This window comes from Deltaproteobacteria bacterium (assembly GCA_035063765.1).
Taxonomy (GTDB): Bacteria; Myxococcota_A; UBA9160; order UBA9160; family PR03; genus CAADGG01.
On record JAPSFT010000011.1, the window covers coordinates 92,419 to 112,814 of the forward strand.

Here is a 20,396-nt window from a genome sequence, read left to right on the forward strand (position 1 = left end):
GAACCAAGACCACGAGCCAAGACGACGCATCGGGACCACGAGCCACGAGTCGGCAAGCCGACGGACGACCGAGACGGCCGACCCTCCCACCCCGAACGCACCCCCTGGATCTCCAACCCTGGACGAACGAGCGAAGAGGCGACCCGTGAGCATGGACCGTTCCGGCGATCACTCGAACATGGGCGGGATGCAGGGCAACCGGCCGCGCCGCGGCCGCCGCCGCCCCCGCAGCGGGGGCAACGGCATGGGGCGGGGCGGGCGCGGCTCGCCGATGGACATCCTCGACGTGGCCGACGAGCTCACCGAAGAGGATCTCCTCGACGAGGGCGAGGCGGGCGAGAGCCTCGACGTCGCCGACCTCAAGCGCAAGACCATGGAGGAGCTCACCGAGCGCGCCGAGTCGCTCGCGGTCGAGAACCTGGCCGGGATGCGCAAGCAGGACCTGGTCTTCGCGATCCTCAAGGCCAACGCCGACGCGCGCGGCCGCATCTACTCCGAGGGCGTCCTCGAGACGCTGCCCGACGGCTTCGGCTTCCTGCGCTCGCCCGACGAGAGCTACCTCGCCGGCCCCGACGACGTCTACGTGTCGCCCTCGCAGATCCGCCGCTTCGGCCTGCGCACCGGCGACTCGATCCGCGGCCAGATCCGCCCGCCCAAGGACGGCGAGCGCTACTTCGCGCTGCTCAAGGTCGAGACCATCAACTTCGAGCCCCCGGAGCAGATCCGGCACCGCATCAACTTCGACAACCTGACCCCGCTCTACCCCGAGGAGAAGTTCCGCCTCGAGTCGGCGAGCGCCGGCTACACGGGCCGCATCATCGACCTGATCGCGCCGCTCGGAAAGGGCCAGCGCGCGCTCATCACCTCGCCGCCCAAGGCCGGCAAGACGATGATCCTGAAGGACATCGCCAACGCGATCGCCGAGAACCACCCCGAGGTCTACCTGATCGTGCTGCTGATCGACGAGCGGCCCGAGGAGGTGACCGACATGCAGCGCAACGTGAAGGCCGAGGTGATCTCCTCGACCTTCGACGAGCCGGCCACCCGCCACGTCCAGGTGGCCGACATGGTGATCGAGAAGGCCAAGCGCCTGGTCGAGCACAAGCGCGACGTGGTGATCCTGCTCGACTCGATCACGCGCCTCGCGCGCGCCCACAACACGGTGGTGCCGCACTCGGGCAAGATCCTCTCGGGCGGCGTGGACTCGAACGCCCTGCACAAGCCGAAGCGCTTCTTCGGCGCCGCGCGCAACGTCGAGGAGGGCGGCAGCCTCACGATCGTGGGCACCGCCCTGATCGAGACCGGCTCGCGGATGGACGAGGTGATCTTCGAGGAGTTCAAGGGCACCGGCAACAGCGAGCTCGTGCTCGACCGCAAGCTCGCCGACCGCCGCACCTACCCGGCCATCGACATCAACCGCTCGGCGACGCGCCGCGAGGAGCTGCTCCTCGACGAGAAGACCCTGAACCGCATGTACATCCTGCGCAAGGTGCTCTCGCCGCTGAACCCGGTGGACTCGATGGAGTTCCTGCTCGAGAAGATCAAGGCCACCGACAGCAACGACGAGTTCCTGGAGTCGATGAACTCGTAGGACAGGGCCGGCGCGAGCGCTCCGTCACCACCGCGGGTACGGGCGAGCGGGGCCCGGTGTCAGGGCGCGGTCGAGGGCGGCGCGAGCTGCATCGCCTGCACGTCGCGGTTGCCCGTCGGCGGATCCATCGGGACGAGCGTCGCGCGCACCATCCCGGGCGGCGCCTCGACGAGCAGCTGCACGTACGCGGTCTGGCCCGCCCGGAGCGGCACCGTCGCGTTGCCGCTGTCGCCCTGGGTGCCGAAGGCGGCGTCGCGCTCCTCCGTCCCGATCGTGAGCACGTGCAGGCCCGGCGGCCGCTCGGCGACCAGGAAGGTGAGCTCGCGCGAGCGCCCGATCGGCGCGCCGTCGACGAGCACCTCGGGGTGCCACTCGAGGGCCTCGTCGCGCACCGCGCCGTAGACGACGATCCGGCCCTGGCCCGCCGGTGGGGGCCCGCTCTGTGCGACCCACTCGGGCCAGGTCGGCAGCGCGGTGCCGCCGCCCGCGGAGCCGGCGCAGCCCAGGGCCAGGGCGGCAGCGATCGCGAGGCAGGCGAGGAGCGGTCTGCGCATCCGCCCACGCTAGCGCGGGATCCGATGCGCCGTGCCCCGCCCGCCGCTTCCGTTCGTCAGGTGCGCCCCACCGCGGCTTCCGTTCGTCAGGTGCGCCCCACTCGCGGCTTCCGTTCGTCAGGTGCGCCCCACCGCGCGCTTCGCTATCTCCCCGCCGTGACGACGTTCCCCAGCCACGGCCCGCTCGCCTCCGCCTCCCCGCGGCATCACCACGCGGCGCACTAGCGCCCCTCCCGTGGCCCCGCGGGGCCTTCTGTCGTCGCCTCCGCCTCCCACCCCCGACCGTCCGAACCCACCCCCCGACCGACCGAGTGGGGTTTCCGAGCGCCGCATGTCCGAGCTGCTCCGCCGCATCGAAGAGACCGAGGCCCGCGCCCGCGCGCTCGAGGAGCAGCTTGCCGACCCGGCCGTGGCCGGCCGCTCGGGCGAGTACCAGACGCTCGCGAAGGAGCTCGGGCGGCTGCGCCCGCTGCTCGAGGCGGGGGCGCGCCACCGCAGGCTCGCGGCCGACCTGGCGGGCGCCCGGGCGCTGCTCGAGGAGGAGGACGAGGAGCTGCGCCAGGAGGCGCGCGACGAGATCGCGCGCGCCGAGCCCGAGCTGGCCGCCGTCGAGCGGCGGATCCGGCTGCTCCTGGTCCCGCCCGACCCGAACGACGAGCGCAACGTGATCCTCGAGATCCGCTCCGGGGCGGGCGGCGAGGAGGCCTCGCTCTTCGCGGGCGAGCTCTACCGCATGTACTGTCGCTACGCCGAACGGCGGGGCTGGAAGGTGGAGCCGCTCTCGTTCTCCGCGAGCAGCACCGGGGGCGTCAAGGAGGTGATCGCGACCATCGCGGGCGCCGGCGTGTGGAGCCGCCTCAAGCACGAGCGCGGCGTGCACCGCGTGCAGCGCGTGCCGGTGACGGAGGCGGCGGGCCGCATCCACACCTCGACGGTGACGGTCGCGGTGCTCCCCGAGGCGGAGGAGGTCGAGATCCAGATCGACGCGAAGGACCTGCGCATCGACGTGATGCGCGCCGGCGGCCCCGGCGGCCAGAGCGTCAACACGACCGACTCCGCGGTGCGCATCACGCACCTGCCGAGCGGCCTCGTCGTGCACTGCCAGGACGAGAAGTCGCAGCTCAAGAACCGCGCCCGCGCGATGAAGATCCTGCGCGCCCGCCTGCTCGAGCAGGAGCAGGCGCGCGCCGACGCCGAGCGCGCCGCCGACCGCCGCTCGCAGGTCGGCACCGGCGAGCGCAGCGAGCGGATCCGCACCTACAACTTTCCGCAGGCGCGCGTCACCGATCACCGCGCGGGCGTGACGCTCCACAAGCTGCCGGCCGTGATCGAGGGCGAGCTCGACGAGCTGCTCGACGCGGTGGCGCTGAACCTCGCCGAGGGCGTGCGCGGCAGCGCGGAGGACGCATGAGCCACGAGCAGCGCGCCTCCGTGCCGGAGACGCCGGCCGCCGCGGCGAGCGAGCGCGCGGCGGCCGCGCGCCGCGAGCCGGCCGGCCGCCCGCCGGTCTGGACCGTGCTCGAGCTCCTGCGCTGGACCGCGCAGCACTTCGCCGAGCGCGGGATCGACACCGCCCGCCTCGACGCCGAGCTCCTCCTCGCCGACGTGCTCGGCTGCGACCGCCTGCGCCTCTACGTCGACCACGACAAGCCGGTCGCCGAGGACGAGCGCGCGCGCTTCCGCGAGCTCGTGCGCGCGCGCGCGGGCGAGCGCGTCCCGGTCTCGATCCTGCTCGGGCGCCGCGAGTTCTGGTCGCTGCCGCTCGCCGTGACGCGCGACGTCCTGACCCCGCGCCCGGAGACCGAGACGCTGGTCGCGGCCGCGCTCGACGCGCTTCCCGACCGCGAGGCGGAGTGGCGGGTGCTCGACGTCGGCACCGGCTCGGGGGCGATCGCGCTCGCGATCGCGCACGAGCGGCCGAAGGCGCGGGTGACGGCCACCGACGTCTCGCCGGCGGCGCTCGCGGTGGCGCGCGGCAACGCCGAGGCGCTCGGGCTCGGCCTGCGCGTGCGCTTCCTGGAGGGAGCGCTCTTCGCGCCGGTGGCCGCCGAGCTGGCGGCCGGCGCGCGCTTCGACGCCGTCGTCTCGAACCCGCCCTACGTGGCGCGCCGCGACGCGGAGAGCCTGCCGCCCGAGCTGCGCCACGAGCCCGCGCTCGCCCTCTTCGGCGGCGAGGACGGGAGCGAGCTCCTGCGCGCGCTCGCGGCGGAGGTGGCCGGCGCGCTCGCGCCGGGCGGCTTCGCGGCCTTCGAGCTCGATCCGCGCCAGGCGGAGGCGATGGCGGCGTGGCTCGCCGCGGGCGGCCTCGCCGGGGCGACGGTCCACCGCGACGCGGCCGGCCGGCCGCGCGTGGTGTCGGCCCGCAAGGCCTAGGGGGAGGCATGGACCGCATCGTCGTGCGCGGCGGCAACCGGCTCGCGGGCGAGGTGCGCGCGTCGGGCTCGAAGAACGCGACGCTCGCGCTGATGGCGGCGGCGCTCCTCACCGACGAGGAGACCGTGCTGCGCGGCGCGCCGCGGGTGCGCGACGTCGAGACCATGCGCCGGATCCTGGCGGCGCTCGGCGTGCCCTCGGCCTGGGAGGAGGCGGCGCCGCAGGTGCTGCGCCTCGGCGGGCGCGGGCGGCCGGGCCACCCCGAGGCGCCCTACGAGCTCGTGCGCCAGATGCGCGCCTCCTTCCTGGTGCTGGGCCCGCTCCTCGCGCGCTGCGGGATCGGCCGCGTCTCCGAGCCCGGCGGCTGCGCGATCGGGGTGCGGCCCGTCGACCAGCACTTGAAGGGGCTCGAGGCGCTCGGCGCCAAGGTGCGGCTCGACCACGGCTACGTGGAGGCGGCGGCGGCGCGCCTCGAGGGGGCGCGCTTCGCCTTCGACCTGAACACCGTGAACGGGACCCAGAACGTGATGATGGCCGCGGTGCTGGCGCGCGGCCGCACGGAGATCGAGAACGCGGCCCGCGAGCCGGAGGTGAGCGAGCTCGCCGCCGTCCTGAACGCGATGGGCGCCCGGGTGCGCGGCGCCGGCAGCGACCGGATCGAGATCGACGGCGTCGAGCGCCTGCACGGCATCGACCACGAGGTGTGGGCCGACCGCATCGAGGTCGGGACCCTGCTCGCGGCGGGCATGATCACGGGCGGCTCGGTGCGCGTCCTGGGCGTCGCGCCGGCGCTGCTCGAGACGACGCTCGAGAAGCTGCGCGAGGCGGGGGCGGAGATCGAGACCGACGCCGCCAGCGTGTCGCTGCGGGCGACCGGCCGCGCGCGCGGCGTGAAGGTGGTGACCGCTCCCTACCCCGGCTTCCCGACCGACATGCAGGCGCAGCTCATGGCCGTGCTGGCCCTCGCGAGCGGCTCGAGCGTCGTCACCGAGACGGTCTTCGAGAACCGCTTCATGCACGTTCCCGAGCTCGTGCGGCTCGGCGCCGACGTCGCCGTGGACGGCCGCAGCGCGCACGTGCGCGGGGTGCGCGCGCTCTCGGGCGCGCCCGTGATGGCGACCGACCTGCGCGCCTCGGCGGGCCTGCTGCTGGCGGGCCTCGCCGCCGAGGGCGAGACCGTGGTGAACCGCGTCTACCACATCGACCGCGGCTACGAGCGGATCGAGGAGAAGCTCCGGCGCCTCGGCGCCGAGATCCGCCGGGAGGGCTGAGCATGGCGGCGAGGACCCGATCGGGGGGCAAGGCGGCGCTGCGCGCGCTCGCGAGCGGCGAGGCCGGCTTCGCGCGCGCCTTCGACGAGCTGGTGCGCCGGCGCGAGGCCGGCCGCGAGGACGTCGAGAAGGCGGCGCGCCGGATCCTCGAGCGCGTGCGCGAGGGCGGCGACGACGAGCTCGTGGCCTGCGTGCGCAAGTTCGACGGCGCGAAGCTCGACGCCGTCGAGGTCACCAAGGCGGAGTGGGACGAGGCCGTGGCCCGCGTGGACCCCGCCGACCGCGCCGCGCTCGGCAAGGCCGCCATGCGCGTGCGCGAGTTCCACCGCAAGCGGGTGCCCTCGAGCTGGGAGATGCGCGAGGAGGGCGGCGCCTACATGGGCGTGCGCGTGCGCCCGCTCGCGCGCGTGGGCCTCTACGTGCCGGGCGGCAAGGCCTCGTATCCCTCGTCGGTGATCATGAACGCGGTGCCGGCCTCGGTGGTGGAGGTGCCCGAGATCTGTGTCGCCACCCCGCCGCGCCCCGACGGCAGCCTGCGTCCCGAGGTGCTGATGGCGGCGCGCCTGGCCGGCGTCCACCGCGTCTTCAAGATGGGCGGCGCGCACGCGGTGGCGGCCTTCGCCTACGGGACGGAGTCCGTGCCGCGCGTCGACAAGGTGGTCGGGCCCGGCAACCAGTGGGTGGCGGCGGCCAAGCGCCTCGTCTTCGGCGAGGTCGGGATCGACGCCGAGGCGGGGCCCACCGAGGTGGTGGTGGTGGCCGACCGCACGGCGACCGCCGCCTGGGTGGCGGCGGACCTGGTCTCCCAGGCCGAGCACGACGAGCAGGCCCAGGCGATCCTGATCACGCCCGCGAAGGCGCTGGCGGCGAAGGTCCAGGAGCTCGTCGCGAAGCAGGCGGCGGAGCTCGCGCGCGCCGCCGTGATCCGCGAGTCGCTCGCGAAGCGCGGCGCCGTCGTCGTGACCCGGGACCTCGACGAGGCGATCGAGCTCGCCAACCGCTACGCCCCCGAGCACCTGGTGCTGGCGGTGGACAAGCCGGAGGTCGCGCTCAAGAAGGTGACCAACGCCGGCGCGGTCTTCCTCGGCCACTACACGCCGGTGGCGGCGGGCGACTACCTGGCCGGGCCGAACCACGTGCTGCCGACCGGCGGCACCGCGCGCTTCTTCTCCCCGCTCGGCGTCGAGGACTTCCTGAAGCGCTCGAGCTTCGTGCGCTTCGAGCCGCCCAAGCTGCGCGAGCTCGGGCTCGACCTGATCCGGCTGGCGGAGCTCGAGGGGCTCCCGGGCCACGCGCGCTCGGTGGACCTGCGGCTGGCCAAGATCCGGCGCGAGCGGCGCGAGCGCGAAGCCGCCCGCGAGGCGGAGGGGGACATCCTGTGACGGACGAACGCAAGGCGACGCTCGCGCGCAAGACGCGCGAGACCGACATCCAGCTCGAGCTGAACCTCGACGGCAGCGGCCAGTACGAGATCGCGACGGGCATCGCGTTCTTCGACCACATGCTCGAGTCCTTCGCGAAGCACGCCGCCTTCGACCTGCGCCTGCGCGCGAGCGGCGACCTGTCGGTGGACCTCCACCACACGGTCGAGGACGTCGGCATCGCGCTCGGCCAGGCGCTCCGCCAGGCGCTCGGCGACGCCGCCGGCATCCGCCGCTACGGCTTCTTCGTGCTGCCGATGGCGGAGGCGCGCGCCGACGTCGCCGTGGACGTCTCGAACCGCCCCTACCTGGTGTACCGGGTCGAGCTCGCCAACGACCGGGTCGGCGCCTTCGACGTGGCGCTCGTCGAGGACTTCGTGCAGGCGCTCGCGCAGAACGCCGGGCTCGACCTGCACGTGGAGCTCCGCTACGGGCGGAGCCCCCACCACGCGGTGGAGGCGATCTTCAAGGGCCTGGCCCGGGCGCTGCGCGCGGCCGTCGAGCGCGACCCGCGCACGGCGGGCGTGCCCTCGGTGAAGGGGGTCCTCTAGCGCCGTGCCCGCCGCCGCCCCCCGGATCGCGCTGCTCGACTACGGCGCCGGCAACCTGCGCAGCGTCGCCAAGGCGCTCGAGCGCTCGGGCCTCGCCGCCGACGTGACCAGCGACGCCGCCGCCGTCGCGCGCGCCGACGGGCTCGTGCTGCCCGGGGTGGGCGCCTTCCGCGACGCCCGCGCGCAGCTCGCCGCCAAGCACCTCGACGACGCCGTGCGCGCGGCGATCGGCGCCGGGCGGCCCTATCTCGGCCTGTGCCTGGGCCTCCAGTTCCTCTTCGAGGAGGCCGAGGAGCACGGCCGCACGCCGGGCCTGGGCCTCCTGCGCGGGCGCGTCGTGCGCTTTCCCGAGCGCGGCGCCAGCGGCGAGCGGCTGCTCGTCCCCCACATCGGCTGGAACGAGGTGCGCTGGGTCCGCCGCGGGCCTGCCGACCACCCGATGCTGGCGGCGCTTCCGCTCCGCGACCACTACTACTTCGTGCACTCCTACCATGCGCTGCCCGCGGACGCGGACACGGTGGTGGGCTGGACCGACTACGGAAGCCCGTTCGCGGCGGCCGTGGCGAGCGAGAGGATCTTCGCCGTGCAGTTCCATCCCGAGAAGAGCCAGGCCGCCGGGCGGCGCCTGCTCGACGCCTTCGCCCGCTGGGTGGAGGGCGCCCGATGAGCGCACTGCGACGCCTCGTCGTGTCGTCCGCCGCCGCGGCGGCCCTCGTCGCCTGCGCCGACGAGACCCGCTTCGTGCAGGTGCGCCAGGCGAGCAACGAGCCGATCCCGATCACCCGGCTCGCGGTGGCGCCCTTCCGCGCCGTCGAGCGGCCCGGCGGGCCCCGGCTCCCCGACGACGCCGCGCCGCTCGTCGGCGGCTACGTCGCGTCGGCCTTCGAGGGCCGCGGCGTGGACGTCGTGCCGCCCTCCGACGTGGCGAGCGCGCTCGCCCTCCCGATCGCGCCGGGCGAGGCGCCCGACGCCCGCGCGGTGGCGGCCGCGGCGCACGCGAAGTTCGGCGCCGACGCCGTGGCGCTCGGCAGCGTCCACCGCTTCCGCGACCGCTCGGGCGAGGCGATGGGCTCGACCCACGCGGCCAGCGTCGGCTTCGAGGTGCGCATCGTCTCGGCGCCCGCCGGCCAGCTGCTCTGGGTGGGCGCCTTCGACCAGACCCAGGTGGCGCTCACCGAGAACGTGCTGAAGGCGCCGCAGTACCCGGGCGGCGGCACGCGCTGGCTCAGCGCCGAGGAGTTCGCGCGCTGGGGCGCCGGGCTCGTCGTGAACCAGGTGCCGATCGCGAGCGCGCCGGTGGCGGCCTCGCCCTAGCGCCCGAGGAGCGATGGCCCCCTTCGAGCTGATCCCCGCGATCGACCTCCTCGGCGGGCGCTGCGTGCGCCTCGCGCAGGGCGACTACGGGCGCGCGACGGTGTATGGCGACGACCCCGGCGCGGTGGCGGCCGGCTTCTGCGCGGCCGGCGCGCGCCGGGTCCACGTCGTCGACCTCGACGGCGCCCGCAGCGGGGAGCAGCACAACGGCGCCGCGCTGGCGGCGATCCTGCGCGCGGCGCGCGCGGCCGGCGTCCCGGTCCAGCTCGGCGGCGGCCTGCGCTCGCTCGCCGCGGTGGAGGCGGCGCTCGCCGCCGGCGTCGAGCGCGCGATCCTCGGCACCGCCGCGCTGCGCGACCCCGCGCTCGTGCGCGAGGCCGCCGCGCGCTTTCCGGGCCGCGTCGCCGTGGGGCTCGACGCGCGCGCGGGCCGCGTCGCGGTGGCGGGCTGGCTCGAGACCAGCGAGACCACCGCCCTCGAGGTGGGGCGCCTCTTCGAGGACGCGGGCGTCGCCGCGCTCGTCTACACCGACATCGCCCGCGACGGCATGGGCAGCGGCCCCGACCTCGACGGCGCCGCCGCGCTCGCCGCCGCCGTCGCGATCCCGGTGATCGCCTCGGGAGGCGTGGGCTCGCTCGCGCACGTGCGCGCCGCCGCGGCGCGCGCCCGGGACGGCGTCGCCGGCGTGATCGTCGGCCGCGCGCTCTACACCGGCGCGGTGGACCTGGCCGCCGCGCTCGCGCTCACCGGCGTGCACCCTCCGGACCCGCACCCGTGCTCCTGAAGCGCATCATCCCCTGCCTCGACGTGGACCGCGGGCGCGTCGTGAAGGGCGTCCAGTACGTGGACCACGTGGACGCCGGCGACCCGGTCGAGGTGGCGCGCCTCTACGACGAGCAGGAGGCCGACGAGATCACCTTCCTCGACATCACGGCGAGCCACGAGCGGCGCCGGATCCTGCTCGACGTGGTGGCGCGCACGGCGGAGACCGTCTTCATGCCGCTCACGGTGGGCGGCGGCGTGCGCCGGCTCGAGGACATCCGCGACCTCCTCAACGCGGGCGCCGACAAGGTCTCGATCATGACCGCCGCCGTCGAGAACCCGGACCTCGTCGGCGAGGCCGCCGTCAAGATCGGGAGCGCGAACCTGGTGGTCGCGATCGACTGCAAGGCCGTCGGGCCGGGCCGTGCGCCCGCGGCCGGCGCGGACGCGCCGGCGGGCGCCGGGCGCTGGGAGGTCTTCACGCACGGCGGGCGCCGCCCGACCGGCCTCGACGCCGTCGCCTGGGCGCAGCGCATGGCCGCGGCCGGCGCCGGCGAGATCCTGCTCACCAGCATGGACCAGGACGGCACCCGCAGCGGCTACGACCTCGCCCTCGTGCGCGCCGTCGCCGACGCCGTCCCGATCCCCGTGATCGCCTCGGGCGGCGGCGGGAGCGCCGAGGACCTGGCCTCGGCCCTCGACGACGGCCCCGCCGGCGGCCACGCCCAGGCCGCCCTCGCGGCCTCGATCTTCCACTTCCGCCAGACCACGGTCGGCGACGTGAAGCGCCGCCTCCTCGCGCTCGGCATCCCCGTCCGCCCCCCGGCGGCCTAGCGGGGCGCGCTCGGTCGCGTCGCGCTCGGCGGCGTGTGCGCGGCTCGCTGGTGGCGGCGGGCGGCGAGCCCGAGCAGGGCGAGCACGGCGTGCAGGCGCATCCACACCGACCCCGGCTCCGGCGCCGCGTAGAGGACGTCGCGCCCGAGCCGATCGTCGGGCTGAAGCTCCTGGAACAGCAGGGCCAGGCAGTAGTCGGTGGTCGCGAACGGTCCGCCGCAGGGATCGTTCGACATGATCCCGCTCTGGAGGAAATTCGGGGAGTCGAGGATCCCGGCGAACGGGTCGAGCGGGTCGACGAGGGCACCGGTGTCGGGATCGAGGTCGGTGTCGAAGTTGCGGGCCTCGTTGGGATGCGCGAAGCCGAGCGTGTGACCGATCTCGTGCATCAGCAGGCGCGTCAGCGCCCAGGCGGCCACCTCGATGCTGATGCCGAGGTCGGCCTGGGTCTGGCGCAGCAGGGTGGCGTTGAGCGCCACCTCGCCGCCCGTGATGACAACCCCGTCCGCAAGCTGGCCGTTCGGCAGCAGGCGCGCGGGGAGGTACTGCTCGGAGACGTCTCCGAAGCCGAAGGTGGTGGGCGAGGACAGGAACGGATCCTCGCTCGCGGAGCGCGTGAACACGTCGATCTCGCCGCCGGCAGACGGGCCCGCGATCGTGCCGGGGGAATCGAAGGTGATCCGGAAGTGCAGGGCGGGGTTCTCCCAGGCCGCGAAGGCGATCCGGACGGCCTCCCGGGCCACCTCGACCTCGGACGGATCGGCGGCGCCCAGGTCCTCCTCGAAGTCCGGGTGCACGAACACCTCGATGCCATTCCGGAGGCTGCGGGCCACGCGCGCGTCGGCGCTCCAGCGGGGCGCTTCCCCGAGCACCTGCTCCACGGGCGTGCTCAGGTCCGACGGCGAGCCGGCGTTCAGGACCGCGAAGGCGCGGGCCGGATCGGGCGCCGCGACCAGGATCGCGGCGAGGCCCACAGGGGCGAGGGTCGAGGCGACCGCGCGTCGGTGGATGGAGGGCACCCGCCTCCTCCTTCAGCGTCGCGCAGCACCATATCAGAGGGCGGTGAGCCCCCGGCAGGGCTCCCGCGGACGGGCTAGCCCGCCCCGGGGCGCTTCGTTACGGTCCCCCTTCGCGCCGGAAGGCCTGGGCGGGCGGGGCCCGGCCGGCGTCTCCTGCGCACGTCGGATCCCTTGCGGGCGTCCTCCGCCAGCCCCCGGGCTGACACGCCGCCCGCGGCCCGCGCCACTCACCCCCTACGGAGACGGAGAGCCTTCTTGCCGGTCGTCAAGGTCAAGGAGAACGAGTCCTTCGAGGCGGCCATGCGCCGCTTCAAGAAGCAGGTCGAGAAGGCCGGCATCCTGACGGAGCTGCGCCGCCGCGAGGCCTACGACAAGCCGAGCGTGCGCAAGAAGAAGAAGGCGGCCGCGGCGCGCAAGCGCGCCCTCAAGAAGCTCCGCAAGATGGTGCGCTAGCGCGCACCCGGGCCGCGCCGGCCGGGCGGCGACGGAGGCGGCGTGGGACGGATCCCCGAGGAGACGATCGAAGCGATCCGCAATCGCGTCGACATCGTCGATCTCGTGGGCCGCTCCGTGTCGCTGCGCCAGGCCGGCCGCAGCTTCAAGGGCCTGTGCCCCTTCCATCACGAGAAGACCCCCTCCTTCCACGTCAACCCGCAGCTCGGGATCTTCCACTGCTTCGGCTGCAACGCGGGCGGGAACGCGTTCGCGTTCCTGATGCGCCACGACAACCTGACCTTCCCGGAGGCCGTGCGCGCGCTCGGGCGCGAGTGCGGGATCGAGGTGCCCGAGGAGCACGCCGGCGCCGAGCAGGGGGTGGGGCGCCGCCTGCGCGAGGCCTGCGCCGTGGCCGAGCGCTTCTACCGCGCGTCGTTGCAGAGCGCCGAGGGGGCCGCCGCGCGCGCCTACCTCGCCGGGCGCGGCTTCGACGCCGAGGCCTGCGCGCGCTTCGCGATCGGCTTCGCGCCCGACCGCTGGGAGGCGCTCGTGCGGGCGCTCGCGGCCGCCCGCGTCCCCGTCGCCGCGGCGCTCCAGGCGGGCCTCGTCGGCGAGGGCCAGCGCGGGCACTACGACCGCCTGCGCGGGCGCGTCGTCTTCCCGATCCGCGACGTGCGCGGCGACCCGGTCGCCTTCGGCGGCCGCGCGCTGCCCGACGCCCAGGGCCGCGCGCCGGACCCGAAGTACCTGAACACGCCCGAGAGCCCGCTCTTCAGCAAGCGCGAGGCCTTCTACGGCATGCCCGACGCGCTCGAGGCGATCCGCCGCGCGGGCCGCGCCGTCGTCGTCGAGGGCTACTTCGACCGCATCGCGCTCGCGCGCGCCGGCCTGGAGGAGGCGCTCGCCACCTGCGGCACCGCCCTCACCGAGGACCACGCGCGCCAGCTCCGCCGCCGCACGCAAGAGGTCGTGCTGCTCTTCGACGGCGACGCCGCGGGCCAGCGCGCCGTCGAGCGCTCGCTCGCACTCCTCCTGCCCGAGGGCCTGCGCGTGCGCGCGGCCGAGCTGCCGGCGGGCGACGACCCCGACACCTATCTCGAGCGCCACGGCGCCGAGGCCCTGCGCGAGCTCGTCGGCCGCGCGGCGCCGGCGCTCGACGGCGTGATCCGGCGCGCCGTCGAGCGCGGCTGCGCGACCCCCTGGGAGAAGGCCGACGCCGTGGCCGCCGTGGTGCCGCTCCTCGCGCTCGTCCCGGACCCGGTCGAGCGCGGCGAGACCGCGCGCCAGCTCTCCTTCGCGGCCGGCGTGCCGGCCGCCGAGGTCGAGGCCGCGCTACGCCGCGCGCGCCCCGGGCGCACGGGGTCCGACGACCCGGATGCCATCTCGGAGCGGACCCGATCCGGGCCGCGTGTCGAGAGCACCGAGGCGCGCTGGGCGCGCAGCCTGGCCGGGTACCTGGTCCACTTCCCGGCGCTCGCGGGCACGATCGACCCCGACGAGCTCGCGAGCCTCGTCCCCGCACCCTGGGACCGCGTGCTCCCGGCGCTCGCCGACACGCTCGCCGATCACGCCGGCGCCGACGTCGCGGCGCTCGCCGAGACGCTCGGCGGCGAGGCCGCCGCGGCGCTGCGCGCGGTGGCCGTCGAGGCGCTCCCTGCCGAGAGCCCGGAGTCGGCGGGATCGGGGATGAGCGATACGCTCCAGAGACTCCGCCAGCGTCGCCTCGCCGAGCAGGAGCGCGAGCTCACCCGGCGACTCCGGCAGGCGACCTCCCTGGCCGAGCAAGAGACCATCCTCGCGGAGAAGCAGCGAATCCAGGAGTTGAAGCGCCGCACGCAGGACCCCCGCCCCCCGCGTGCCCTGAGAGCCTGATGCGCCAACGAGGAGCCCTCCGATGTCCAGCTCGCCGCGCGCCCCCGGCCGCTCCGCCCCGTCCCGCCGGCGGATCACCGACCCGACGCTGACGAGTGTGGAGTCCGGCGCGGCCGACACGGCCTCCGGTACGGACGAGGCGATCGGCCGCCTGCTCGACGAGTCGCGGCGCAAGGGCTTCGTCACGAGCGACGAGGTGAGCGACGCGCTCCCCGAGCCGGCCTCGCGCACCCAGATCGAGGAGGTCTTCGAGGTCTTCGGCGAGCACGACCTCGCGCTGCGCGAAGAAGGGCGCCCGCGCGTGCGGGGCCGGGGCTTCGGCGCCCGCCGCCTGGGCGACGAGGAGGCCCCGAGCAACGATCCCGTGCGCGTGTACCTGCGCGAGATGGGCCAGGTCTCGCTCCTCACGCGCGAGGGCGAGGTGGAGATCGCGCAGCGCATCGAGGCCGGGATCGAGGCGCAGCTCCGCGCCGTCGTGGCCTCGCCCTACGGGCTCGCCGAGGTGCTGCGCCTCGGCGACGAGCTGCGCAAGGGCCGGCTGGCGCTCGCGGACCTGGTCGACGGCCTCGAGCTCGAGACCGACGAGGGCGAGGAGGCCGACGCCGACGAGGGCGAGGCCGGCGAGGACGGCGAGCGCCCGGCGGCGGCTGCGCCCGCGGCGCTCCCCGAGCCCGGCGACGACGGCCTCGAGGAGCGCCGCCGCGAGCTCCTGCGCTGCATGAGCCAGCTACGCCGCATCGACGGCGAGGTGACGCGCCGGCTCGGCACGATGGCGAACCCGCGCACGGGCCAGACCGCGCGCGCGCGCCTGCGCGGCGAGATCGCGGGCCTCTTCGACCAGGCGGCGGCGCTGCTCGCCGCGGCGCGCTTCGCGGCCGGGCGCGTGGGCGAGATCCAGGCGGGGCTGCGCGCGCTCGGCGAGGAGTTCGAGCGCTTCGAGACCGCCAGCTTCTGCGTGACGCGCCCCTTCGGGATGCCGCCCGAGGAGTTCCGCGAGCTCGCGCTCCTCGCCACCCGCCGCAGCCGCCGCGGGCGCGAGGCGCTCCTGCGCCTCGGCGCCGACGCGGAGCGCGTGGCCGCCGCCGCCCAGCAGCTCCTGCGCATCGAGGAGGAGACCGCGCGCCGGGAGACCCAGGCGCGCATGAGCCGCGACGACGTGCGCGCGGCGCTCGACGCGCTGGCCGAGGCGGAGGGCCGCACGCACCAGGCCAAGTGCGAGCTGATCGAGGCCAACCTGCGCCTCGTGGTGTCGATCGCGAAGAAGTACACGAACCGCGGCCTCCAGTTCCTGGACCTGATCCAGGAGGGCAACATCGGCCTCATGAAGGCGGTCGAGAAGTTCGAGTGGCGGCGCGGCTACAAGTTCTCGACCTACGCCACCTGGTGGATCCGCCAGGCCATCACCCGCGCGATCGCCGACCAGGCGCGCACGATCCGCATCCCCGTGCACATGATCGAGACGATCAACAAGCTCGTGCGCACGACCCGCTACCTGGTCCAGGTGCTCGGCCGCGAGCCCACGCCCGAGGAGCTGGCCGAGCGGATGGAGATGCCGCTCGACAAGGTGCGCATGGTCCTCAAGATCGCGAAGGAGCCGATCAGCCTCGAGACCCCGGTCGGCGAGGAGGAGGACAGCCACCTCGGCGACTTCATCGCGGACCAGGGCACCCCGAACCCGCAGGAGGCCGTGATCCACGGCGACCTCCAGGTCCAGACCCAGCGCGTCCTCTCGACGCTCGCGCCGCGCGAGGAGAAGGTGCTGAAGATGCGCTTCGGGATCGGCGAGCGCGCGAACCACACCCTCGAGGAGGTGGGCCAGGACTTCGACGTGACGCGCGAGCGGATCCGCCAGATCGAGGCCAAGGCGCTGCGCAAGCTCCGCCACCCGAGCCGCAGCAAGCTGCTCAAGTCCTTCGTGGAGAGCTGACGGAGCGCGGCCGCGCCGGAGCCGGCGGCGCCGCGCGCCGCGCTACTCGAGGTCGGGCGGGGTGACGCGGGCGATCCAGGTCGGGTAGTCGGCCGGGTAGCCGACGGCCTCCTGGCGCGCGCGCACGCGGGCCTCGAGCGCGGCCGCGGCAGCGGCGTCGTGCGGCGGCAGCGCCGCGACGGCGTCGGCCACGCTCCCCGCGAGCTCGCGGGCGCCGGCGCGCAGCGCGTCGTGCACGTGCCGGGCCACGTGGGTCGCGTGCTTGCGCGAGGCCACGATGTTGCCCTTGCCGGTGACGACGTTGCCTGCCGAGAAGACCGTCGGGTGGGCGGCGAAGCGGCCGAGGCTCGCGTCGTCGAAGGCGAAGAGCTCGCCCCGGGTGGGGATCCCCGGGATCGGCTCGGGGATGCTCCCGATCGACGAGATCACGTAGGCGCCGCGGCGCTCGAAGGTCTCGCCCGTCGCGACGAGCCGGCCGTCCGCGAGCTTCGTGCGCCGGAAGCGCAGGCCGACCAGGCGCCCGTCCTCGACCACGAGGCCGTCGGGCGCCGCGAGCGGCTCGACCCGGAAGCGGTACTTCTCGATCGCCTTCTCGAGGAGCTTGCGGCGCGCGCCCCCGACCTTCGCGGCGCGATCGGGGGTCGCGTCCTCGGGCATCTCGACGAGCGGCATGTCCTCGAGGCGGCGGCGGTAGAAGAGCGTGCAGCCGGCGAGGCCCAGCTCCTCCCAGGCGAGGCCGTGGCGCTCGAGCACCTTCGGGATGCCCTTCACCTCGAGCTCGAGGAGCGAGGCCTCGATGCCGCGCTCGCGGAGCTTCGCGCGCGTGGTCTCGAGCATCAGCACCTTGGCGACGTCGATCGAGGCGAGCCCGCCGCCCACCACCAGCACGTCGTCGGCCGGCTCGAAGACGGGCCCCTGCCAGTCCTTCTCGCCCGCGTGGTTGAACCAGATGACGAAGGGGTTCTGGTAGACGAGGCCGCGGCCCACGTACGTCTCGGCGCCCTCGATCGGGAGCGGCCGGTCGCGCCAGGCGCCGTTCGCGAGCACCACCGCGTGGAAGCCCCACTCGCGGGTCAGCGCCTCGAAGGCGACGTCGCGCCCCACGCCCGTGTCGGGCACGAAGGCGACGCCCGGATGCGCGAGCTTGGCGTCGATCGTCCGGTACTCCTTCCTGCGCAGCTCGGTGTGCCAGCGCGGGAGCCCGTCCTCGATCTTTCCGTAGGGCCTGCGGTTCTGCTCGAAGACGACGACGCGCGCGCCCGCCTCGGCCAGCCGCCCCGCGACCTCGGCGCCGGCCGTCGCCGCGCCGATCACCGCGATCGCGCGGCCGGCCAGGGGCGCTTCGGAGGAGGCGGGGGCGGCGGGCATGGCGGCGGAGATTGGCACTCGCCGCCCGGGCCATCAACCGCGCGCGGCGGGGCGCGCGCGGCGCGGCGGAGCGCGTGGGAGCGCGGCCGGCGAGGCGCGGCGCGGCGCGCGCGCGGCGCTAGCCGGGCAGCGCCGCCCGCACGAGGAGCAGCCAGACGACGCAGCCGATCGCGAGCTTCGCGATCGTGCCCCCGAGCTTGCCCACCGCGGCGCCGAAGGCGGCGCGCAGGTTGCGCTCGCGGGTGTGCGCCTCGGGCCCCGTCGCCTCGCCCACGAACGCGCCGAGGAAGGCGCCGATCATCGCACCGGCGAGCGTCCCCAGGACCGGGATCGGCAGGACCGGTGTCAGCACGATCGCGCCCACGATGCCGCCCAGGAAGGCCCCCACCATCCCGCGCCGGGTGCCCCCGCCGAGCTTCGTGCCGGCGGCGCCCGCCAGCGCCTCGATCCCCTCGCCGAGGAGCGCGAGCCCCGCGCAGGCCGCGAGGAGCCCCCAGCCGAAGGTCACGACCTCGCCCGCACCCGGCGCGAGCGGCGCGTCGGCGAGCTCGAGCCCGAGGGCGATCCCGAGCAGCAGCCAGACGCCCGGGAGGCCCAGCACCACGAGCAGCAGGCAGCCGAGCCCGAGGAGCGCGAAGAGGGCCGCGAGGCCCCAGCCGAGCCAGTCCATGGCCGCGAGGGTGGTACGGACCGGCGCCCGGCGCTACTCCGCACGGGCGCGCGAACCCGGGAGGACGGCATGAGCGGAGCGGAGCAGGGCGCGGGCGCCCGCCGGAGCATCGGGCCCGACGGCTGGGGCGAGCAGGTGGGCCAGGAGTTCCTCGAGGTGACACCCGAGCGCGTGCGGGCGCGCGTCGAGATCACGCCCCGCCACCACCAGCCCTACGGGATCGTGCACGGCGGCGTGTACTGCTCGATCGTCGAGGGCGTGGCGAGCGTCGGTGCCGGCACCGCGGCGATGAAGGCCGGCGTCGCGGGCGTCGTCGGCGTCGCCAACGCCACCGACTTCCTGCGCTCGCACACGGCCGAGCAGGGCCCCCTCCTCGCCGAGGGCCACCCGATCCACAGCGGGCGCTCGATGGCGCTCTGGCAGGTCGAGATCCGCCGCGAGCGCGACGCCAAGCTCGTGGCGCGCGGGCAGGTCCGCTTCCACGTCCTCTCGGAGCTTCCCGCGGCGAGGCGCCGTCTGGCGCCGAGCAGCGAGGCGTAGGCGAGCGAGGTCCATCAGGGCGCTCCCGTGGATCATCCTCTGGTCTACTACGCGTTCCCGGTCTTCCTGGCGCTGCTCGTGCTCGAGCTTGCCTGCGCGCGCCGCGCGCGCCGCGCGGGCCGCGACGTGTGCGGCGAGCGCCCGGCCGACACCTGGTCGAGCCTCGCGATGGGCGTCGGCAACGTGCTGATCGGCGCCGCGGCCGGCGGCACCACCTTCGCGCTCTACTTCTGGCTCTACCAGCACCGGCTCCTCGAGATCGGCACCGGCCCGCGCGCCTGGGTGCTGCTCTTCTTCGCCGAGGACTTCACCTACTACTGGTGGCACCGCGCCTCGCACGAGGTGCGCCTGCTGTGGGCCGCGCACGAGAACCACCACTCGAGCCGCTACTTCAACTACTCGACCGCGCTGCGCCAGTCCTACACCACGCCGTTCACGGCGCCGCTCTTCTACTGGTGGCTGCCGCTGGCCGGCTTCCATCCTTTGCTGGTGCTGACCCAGGTCTCGATCAGCCTGATCTACCAGTTCTGGATCCACACCGAGCTGATCGGCCGGCTACCCCGCTGGTTCGAGGTGATCTTCAACACGCCCTCGCACCACCGCGTCCACCACGGCGCCAACGTCGAGTACCTGGACCGCAACCACGCCGGCATCCTGATCGTCTGGGACCGCCTCTTCGGCACCTTCGAGCCCGAGCGCGCGCGCGTGCGCTACGGGCTCACGAAGGATATCCACACCTGGAACCCGCTGCGGATCGCCTTCCACGAGTGGGCGGCGATGCTGCGCGCGGTGGCACGCGCGGACGGCTGGCGCGCGCGGCTCGGGTTCCTGCTGGCGCCGCCCGGCTGGAGCCCGGACGGGTCGAGCCTCACGGCGAGCCAGCTCCGCGCGCGGCTCGCGCTCGCGGCCGGCGAGGGCCGCAGCTAGCGGCGGAGCGCGAAGAGCGGCCGCGGCGTACTGAGCCCCTTCAGGACGTGCTCGCCGCGCGGCTCGAAGTCGAGCCCCGAGCCGTCGAGCAGGTCCCGCGTCGTTCCCGACACCAGGACCTCGTCGGCCGCGGCGAGCGCGGCGACGCGCGCCGCCGCGTGCACCGTGACGCCGCGCGCCTGCCCGCCCACGATCTCCACCTCGCCGGTGTGGACCCCGCAGCGCACGCGCAGCCCGAAGGGCGCGATCGCCGGCGCGATCGCCGCGGCCGCCCGCACCGCGCGGGCCGCGCCGTCGAAGAGCGCGAGGAAGCCGTCGCCGAGCGTCATCATCTCGCGCCCGCGATGGCGGTCCACCAGCACCCGCACCGTCTCGTTGTGCGCGAGCAGCAGCTCCGCCCACGCCGCATCGCCCAGGCGCTCCACCGCGGCCGTCGAGTCGACGATGTCCGCGAACAGGATCGTCGCGAGCACGCGCTCGCCGAGCTCCTCCGCCGAACGCCCGAAGGCATGCCCGCTCGTGAACTCCACCGACACCCAGGGCTCGTCGCCGGCCACCCAGCCGTCGTGCCCGGGCGGGATCTCGTAGGCATCGCCCGGCCCGATCGTCATCCGCGTGCCGTCGTCCATCCGGACCTCGAGCGTTCCCGAGATCGTGTAGCCGACGTGCCGGTACTGGCACGACGCCGTCCCCGCGATCGGCGCCACGTCCTTCGACCACCGCCAGCCCGGCTCGAAGACGAAGCGGCAGAACGCCGTCTCGTCCAGGTTCACGACGTCGATCCGCCCGTTCGGAAACCGGCGCACCTCGTCCGGCACCCGAAGGTCCTTGCGCTGGAGCCGCGGCATGCGCCGATGGTGCCGCGCACGGCCCCTCCCGCCACCACCCCCCCACGGAAGCGCCAATAGCCCCGCCGGCCCGCGAGCGATGCCCCGGAGCGGCGCGCCCGCGCCCGCCGCCCCCCCCC

20 protein-coding genes and 1 pseudogene are annotated in these 20,396 nt (G+C 75.1%); 15 read left to right on the plus strand and 6 right to left on the minus strand.

Features of this window, described 5'->3' with window-relative positions; genetic code table 11:
* Positions 1-373 precede the first annotated feature (373 nt).
* A complete protein-coding gene (gene rho, locus OZ948_10645; GenBank protein ID MEB2345191.1) occupies positions 374-1,591 on the plus strand; it encodes a transcription termination factor Rho in 1,218 nt (405 codons plus the stop codon).
* Between the two features lie 59 nt (positions 1,592-1,650).
* On the opposite strand, the gene OZ948_10650 is transcribed toward rho, so the two are convergent.
* Positions 1,651-2,145 (minus strand): hypothetical protein, encoded by a 495-nt coding sequence (locus OZ948_10650; GenBank protein MEB2345192.1) that lies wholly within the window; start codon positions 2,143-2,145, stop codon positions 1,651-1,653.
* 331 nt (positions 2,146-2,476) lie between these two features.
* Between OZ948_10650 and prfA the strand changes: the two genes are divergently transcribed.
* The 9 genes from prfA to hisF are packed head-to-tail and all read left to right on the plus strand — an operon-like array spanning position 2,477 to position 10,671.
* Positions 2,477-3,556: a peptide chain release factor 1 gene (gene prfA, locus OZ948_10655; GenBank protein MEB2345193.1), complete on the plus strand. Its 1,080-nt coding sequence runs from the start codon at positions 2,477-2,479 to the stop codon at positions 3,554-3,556.
* Positions 3,553-4,518 carry a peptide chain release factor N(5)-glutamine methyltransferase gene (prmC, locus tag OZ948_10660; GenBank protein MEB2345194.1) on the plus strand — a complete coding sequence of 322 codons (966 nt, stop codon included), beginning with the start codon at positions 3,553-3,555 and terminating at the stop codon, positions 4,516-4,518. Before prfA ends, prmC begins: the two co-directional genes overlap by 4 nt.
* A gap of 8 nt (positions 4,519-4,526) precedes the next feature.
* Positions 4,527-5,789, plus strand: coding sequence for a UDP-N-acetylglucosamine 1-carboxyvinyltransferase (murA, locus tag OZ948_10665; GenBank protein ID MEB2345195.1), 1,263 nt, complete (start codon positions 4,527-4,529; stop codon positions 5,787-5,789).
* 2 nt (positions 5,790-5,791) lie between these two features.
* The gene (gene hisD / locus OZ948_10670; protein ID MEB2345196.1) at positions 5,792-7,171 is read left to right on the plus strand and encodes a histidinol dehydrogenase; all 1,380 of its coding nucleotides are present in this window, start codon (positions 5,792-5,794) and stop codon (positions 7,169-7,171) included.
* Positions 7,168-7,761 carry an imidazoleglycerol-phosphate dehydratase HisB gene (gene hisB / locus OZ948_10675; GenBank protein MEB2345197.1) on the plus strand — a complete coding sequence of 198 codons (594 nt, stop codon included), beginning with the start codon at positions 7,168-7,170 and terminating at the stop codon, positions 7,759-7,761. Before hisD ends, hisB begins: the two co-directional genes overlap by 4 nt.
* Positions 7,762-7,765: 4 nt before the next feature.
* On the plus strand, positions 7,766-8,428 hold the full coding sequence (hisH, locus tag OZ948_10680; protein ID MEB2345198.1) for an imidazole glycerol phosphate synthase subunit HisH: 663 nt from the start codon (positions 7,766-7,768) through the stop codon (positions 8,426-8,428).
* Positions 8,425-9,075, plus strand: coding sequence for a hypothetical protein (locus tag OZ948_10685; protein ID MEB2345199.1), 651 nt, complete (start codon positions 8,425-8,427; stop codon positions 9,073-9,075). The genes hisH and OZ948_10685 overlap by 4 nt, the downstream gene beginning before the upstream one ends.
* Positions 9,076-9,088: 13 nt before the next feature.
* Entirely contained in the window at positions 9,089-9,859 is a 771-nt protein-coding gene (hisA, locus tag OZ948_10690) for a 1-(5-phosphoribosyl)-5-[(5-phosphoribosylamino)methylideneamino]imidazole-4-carboxamide isomerase (protein MEB2345200.1), read from the plus strand.
* On the plus strand, positions 9,850-10,671 hold the full coding sequence (gene hisF, locus OZ948_10695; GenBank protein MEB2345201.1) for an imidazole glycerol phosphate synthase subunit HisF: 822 nt from the start codon (positions 9,850-9,852) through the stop codon (positions 10,669-10,671). The genes hisA and hisF overlap by 10 nt, the downstream gene beginning before the upstream one ends.
* Here the strand turns inward: hisF and OZ948_10700 are convergent.
* Complete coding sequence (locus OZ948_10700; GenBank protein MEB2345202.1) at positions 10,668-11,690, minus strand: hypothetical protein; 1,023 nt, start codon at positions 11,688-11,690, stop codon at positions 10,668-10,670. The two genes, hisF and OZ948_10700, sit on opposite strands and share 4 nt — an antisense overlap.
* A gap of 255 nt (positions 11,691-11,945) precedes the next feature.
* On the opposite strand from OZ948_10700, the gene rpsU reads away from it, so the two are divergent.
* The 3 genes from rpsU to rpoD are packed head-to-tail and all read left to right on the plus strand — an operon-like array spanning position 11,946 to position 15,924.
* On the plus strand, positions 11,946-12,143 hold the full coding sequence (gene rpsU / locus OZ948_10705) for a 30S ribosomal protein S21 (GenBank protein MEB2345203.1): 198 nt from the start codon (positions 11,946-11,948) through the stop codon (positions 12,141-12,143).
* A gap of 42 nt (positions 12,144-12,185) precedes the next feature.
* A complete protein-coding gene (dnaG, locus tag OZ948_10710) occupies positions 12,186-13,997 on the plus strand; it encodes a DNA primase (GenBank protein MEB2345204.1) in 1,812 nt (603 codons plus the stop codon).
* A gap of 22 nt (positions 13,998-14,019) precedes the next feature.
* Positions 14,020-15,924, plus strand: coding sequence for an RNA polymerase sigma factor RpoD (gene rpoD / locus OZ948_10715; protein MEB2345205.1), 1,905 nt, complete (start codon positions 14,020-14,022; stop codon positions 15,922-15,924).
* A 42-nt stretch (positions 15,925-15,966) separates the two neighbouring features.
* Here rpoD and OZ948_10720 read toward each other — a convergent pair whose 3' ends face one another.
* A complete protein-coding gene (locus tag OZ948_10720) occupies positions 15,967-17,292 on the minus strand; it encodes an FAD-dependent oxidoreductase (protein ID MEB2345206.1) in 1,326 nt (441 codons plus the stop codon).
* 118 nt (positions 17,293-17,410) lie between these two features.
* The gene (locus OZ948_10725) at positions 17,411-17,962 is read right to left on the minus strand and encodes a DUF456 domain-containing protein (GenBank protein ID MEB2345207.1); all 552 of its coding nucleotides are present in this window, start codon (positions 17,960-17,962) and stop codon (positions 17,411-17,413) included.
* 69 nt (positions 17,963-18,031) lie between these two features.
* On the opposite strand from OZ948_10725, the gene OZ948_10730 reads away from it, so the two are divergent.
* Positions 18,032-18,502 (plus strand): PaaI family thioesterase, encoded by a 471-nt coding sequence (locus OZ948_10730; GenBank protein ID MEB2345208.1) that lies wholly within the window; start codon positions 18,032-18,034, stop codon positions 18,500-18,502.
* A gap of 27 nt (positions 18,503-18,529) precedes the next feature.
* On the plus strand, positions 18,530-19,429 hold the full coding sequence (locus OZ948_10735) for a sterol desaturase family protein (protein ID MEB2345209.1): 900 nt from the start codon (positions 18,530-18,532) through the stop codon (positions 19,427-19,429).
* Here OZ948_10735 and OZ948_10740 read toward each other — a convergent pair.
* Both OZ948_10740 and OZ948_10745 read right to left on the minus strand, forming a co-directional pair.
* Positions 19,426-19,965 (minus strand): adenylate/guanylate cyclase domain-containing protein, encoded by a 540-nt coding sequence (locus OZ948_10740; GenBank protein ID MEB2345210.1) that lies wholly within the window; start codon positions 19,963-19,965, stop codon positions 19,426-19,428. The genes OZ948_10735 and OZ948_10740 overlap by 4 nt on opposite strands.
* Positions 19,951-20,277 (minus strand): annotated as a pseudogene (locus OZ948_10745) (cupin domain-containing protein). Before OZ948_10745 ends, OZ948_10740 begins: the two are co-directional and overlap by 15 nt.
* Positions 20,278-20,396: the final 119 nt, after the last annotated feature.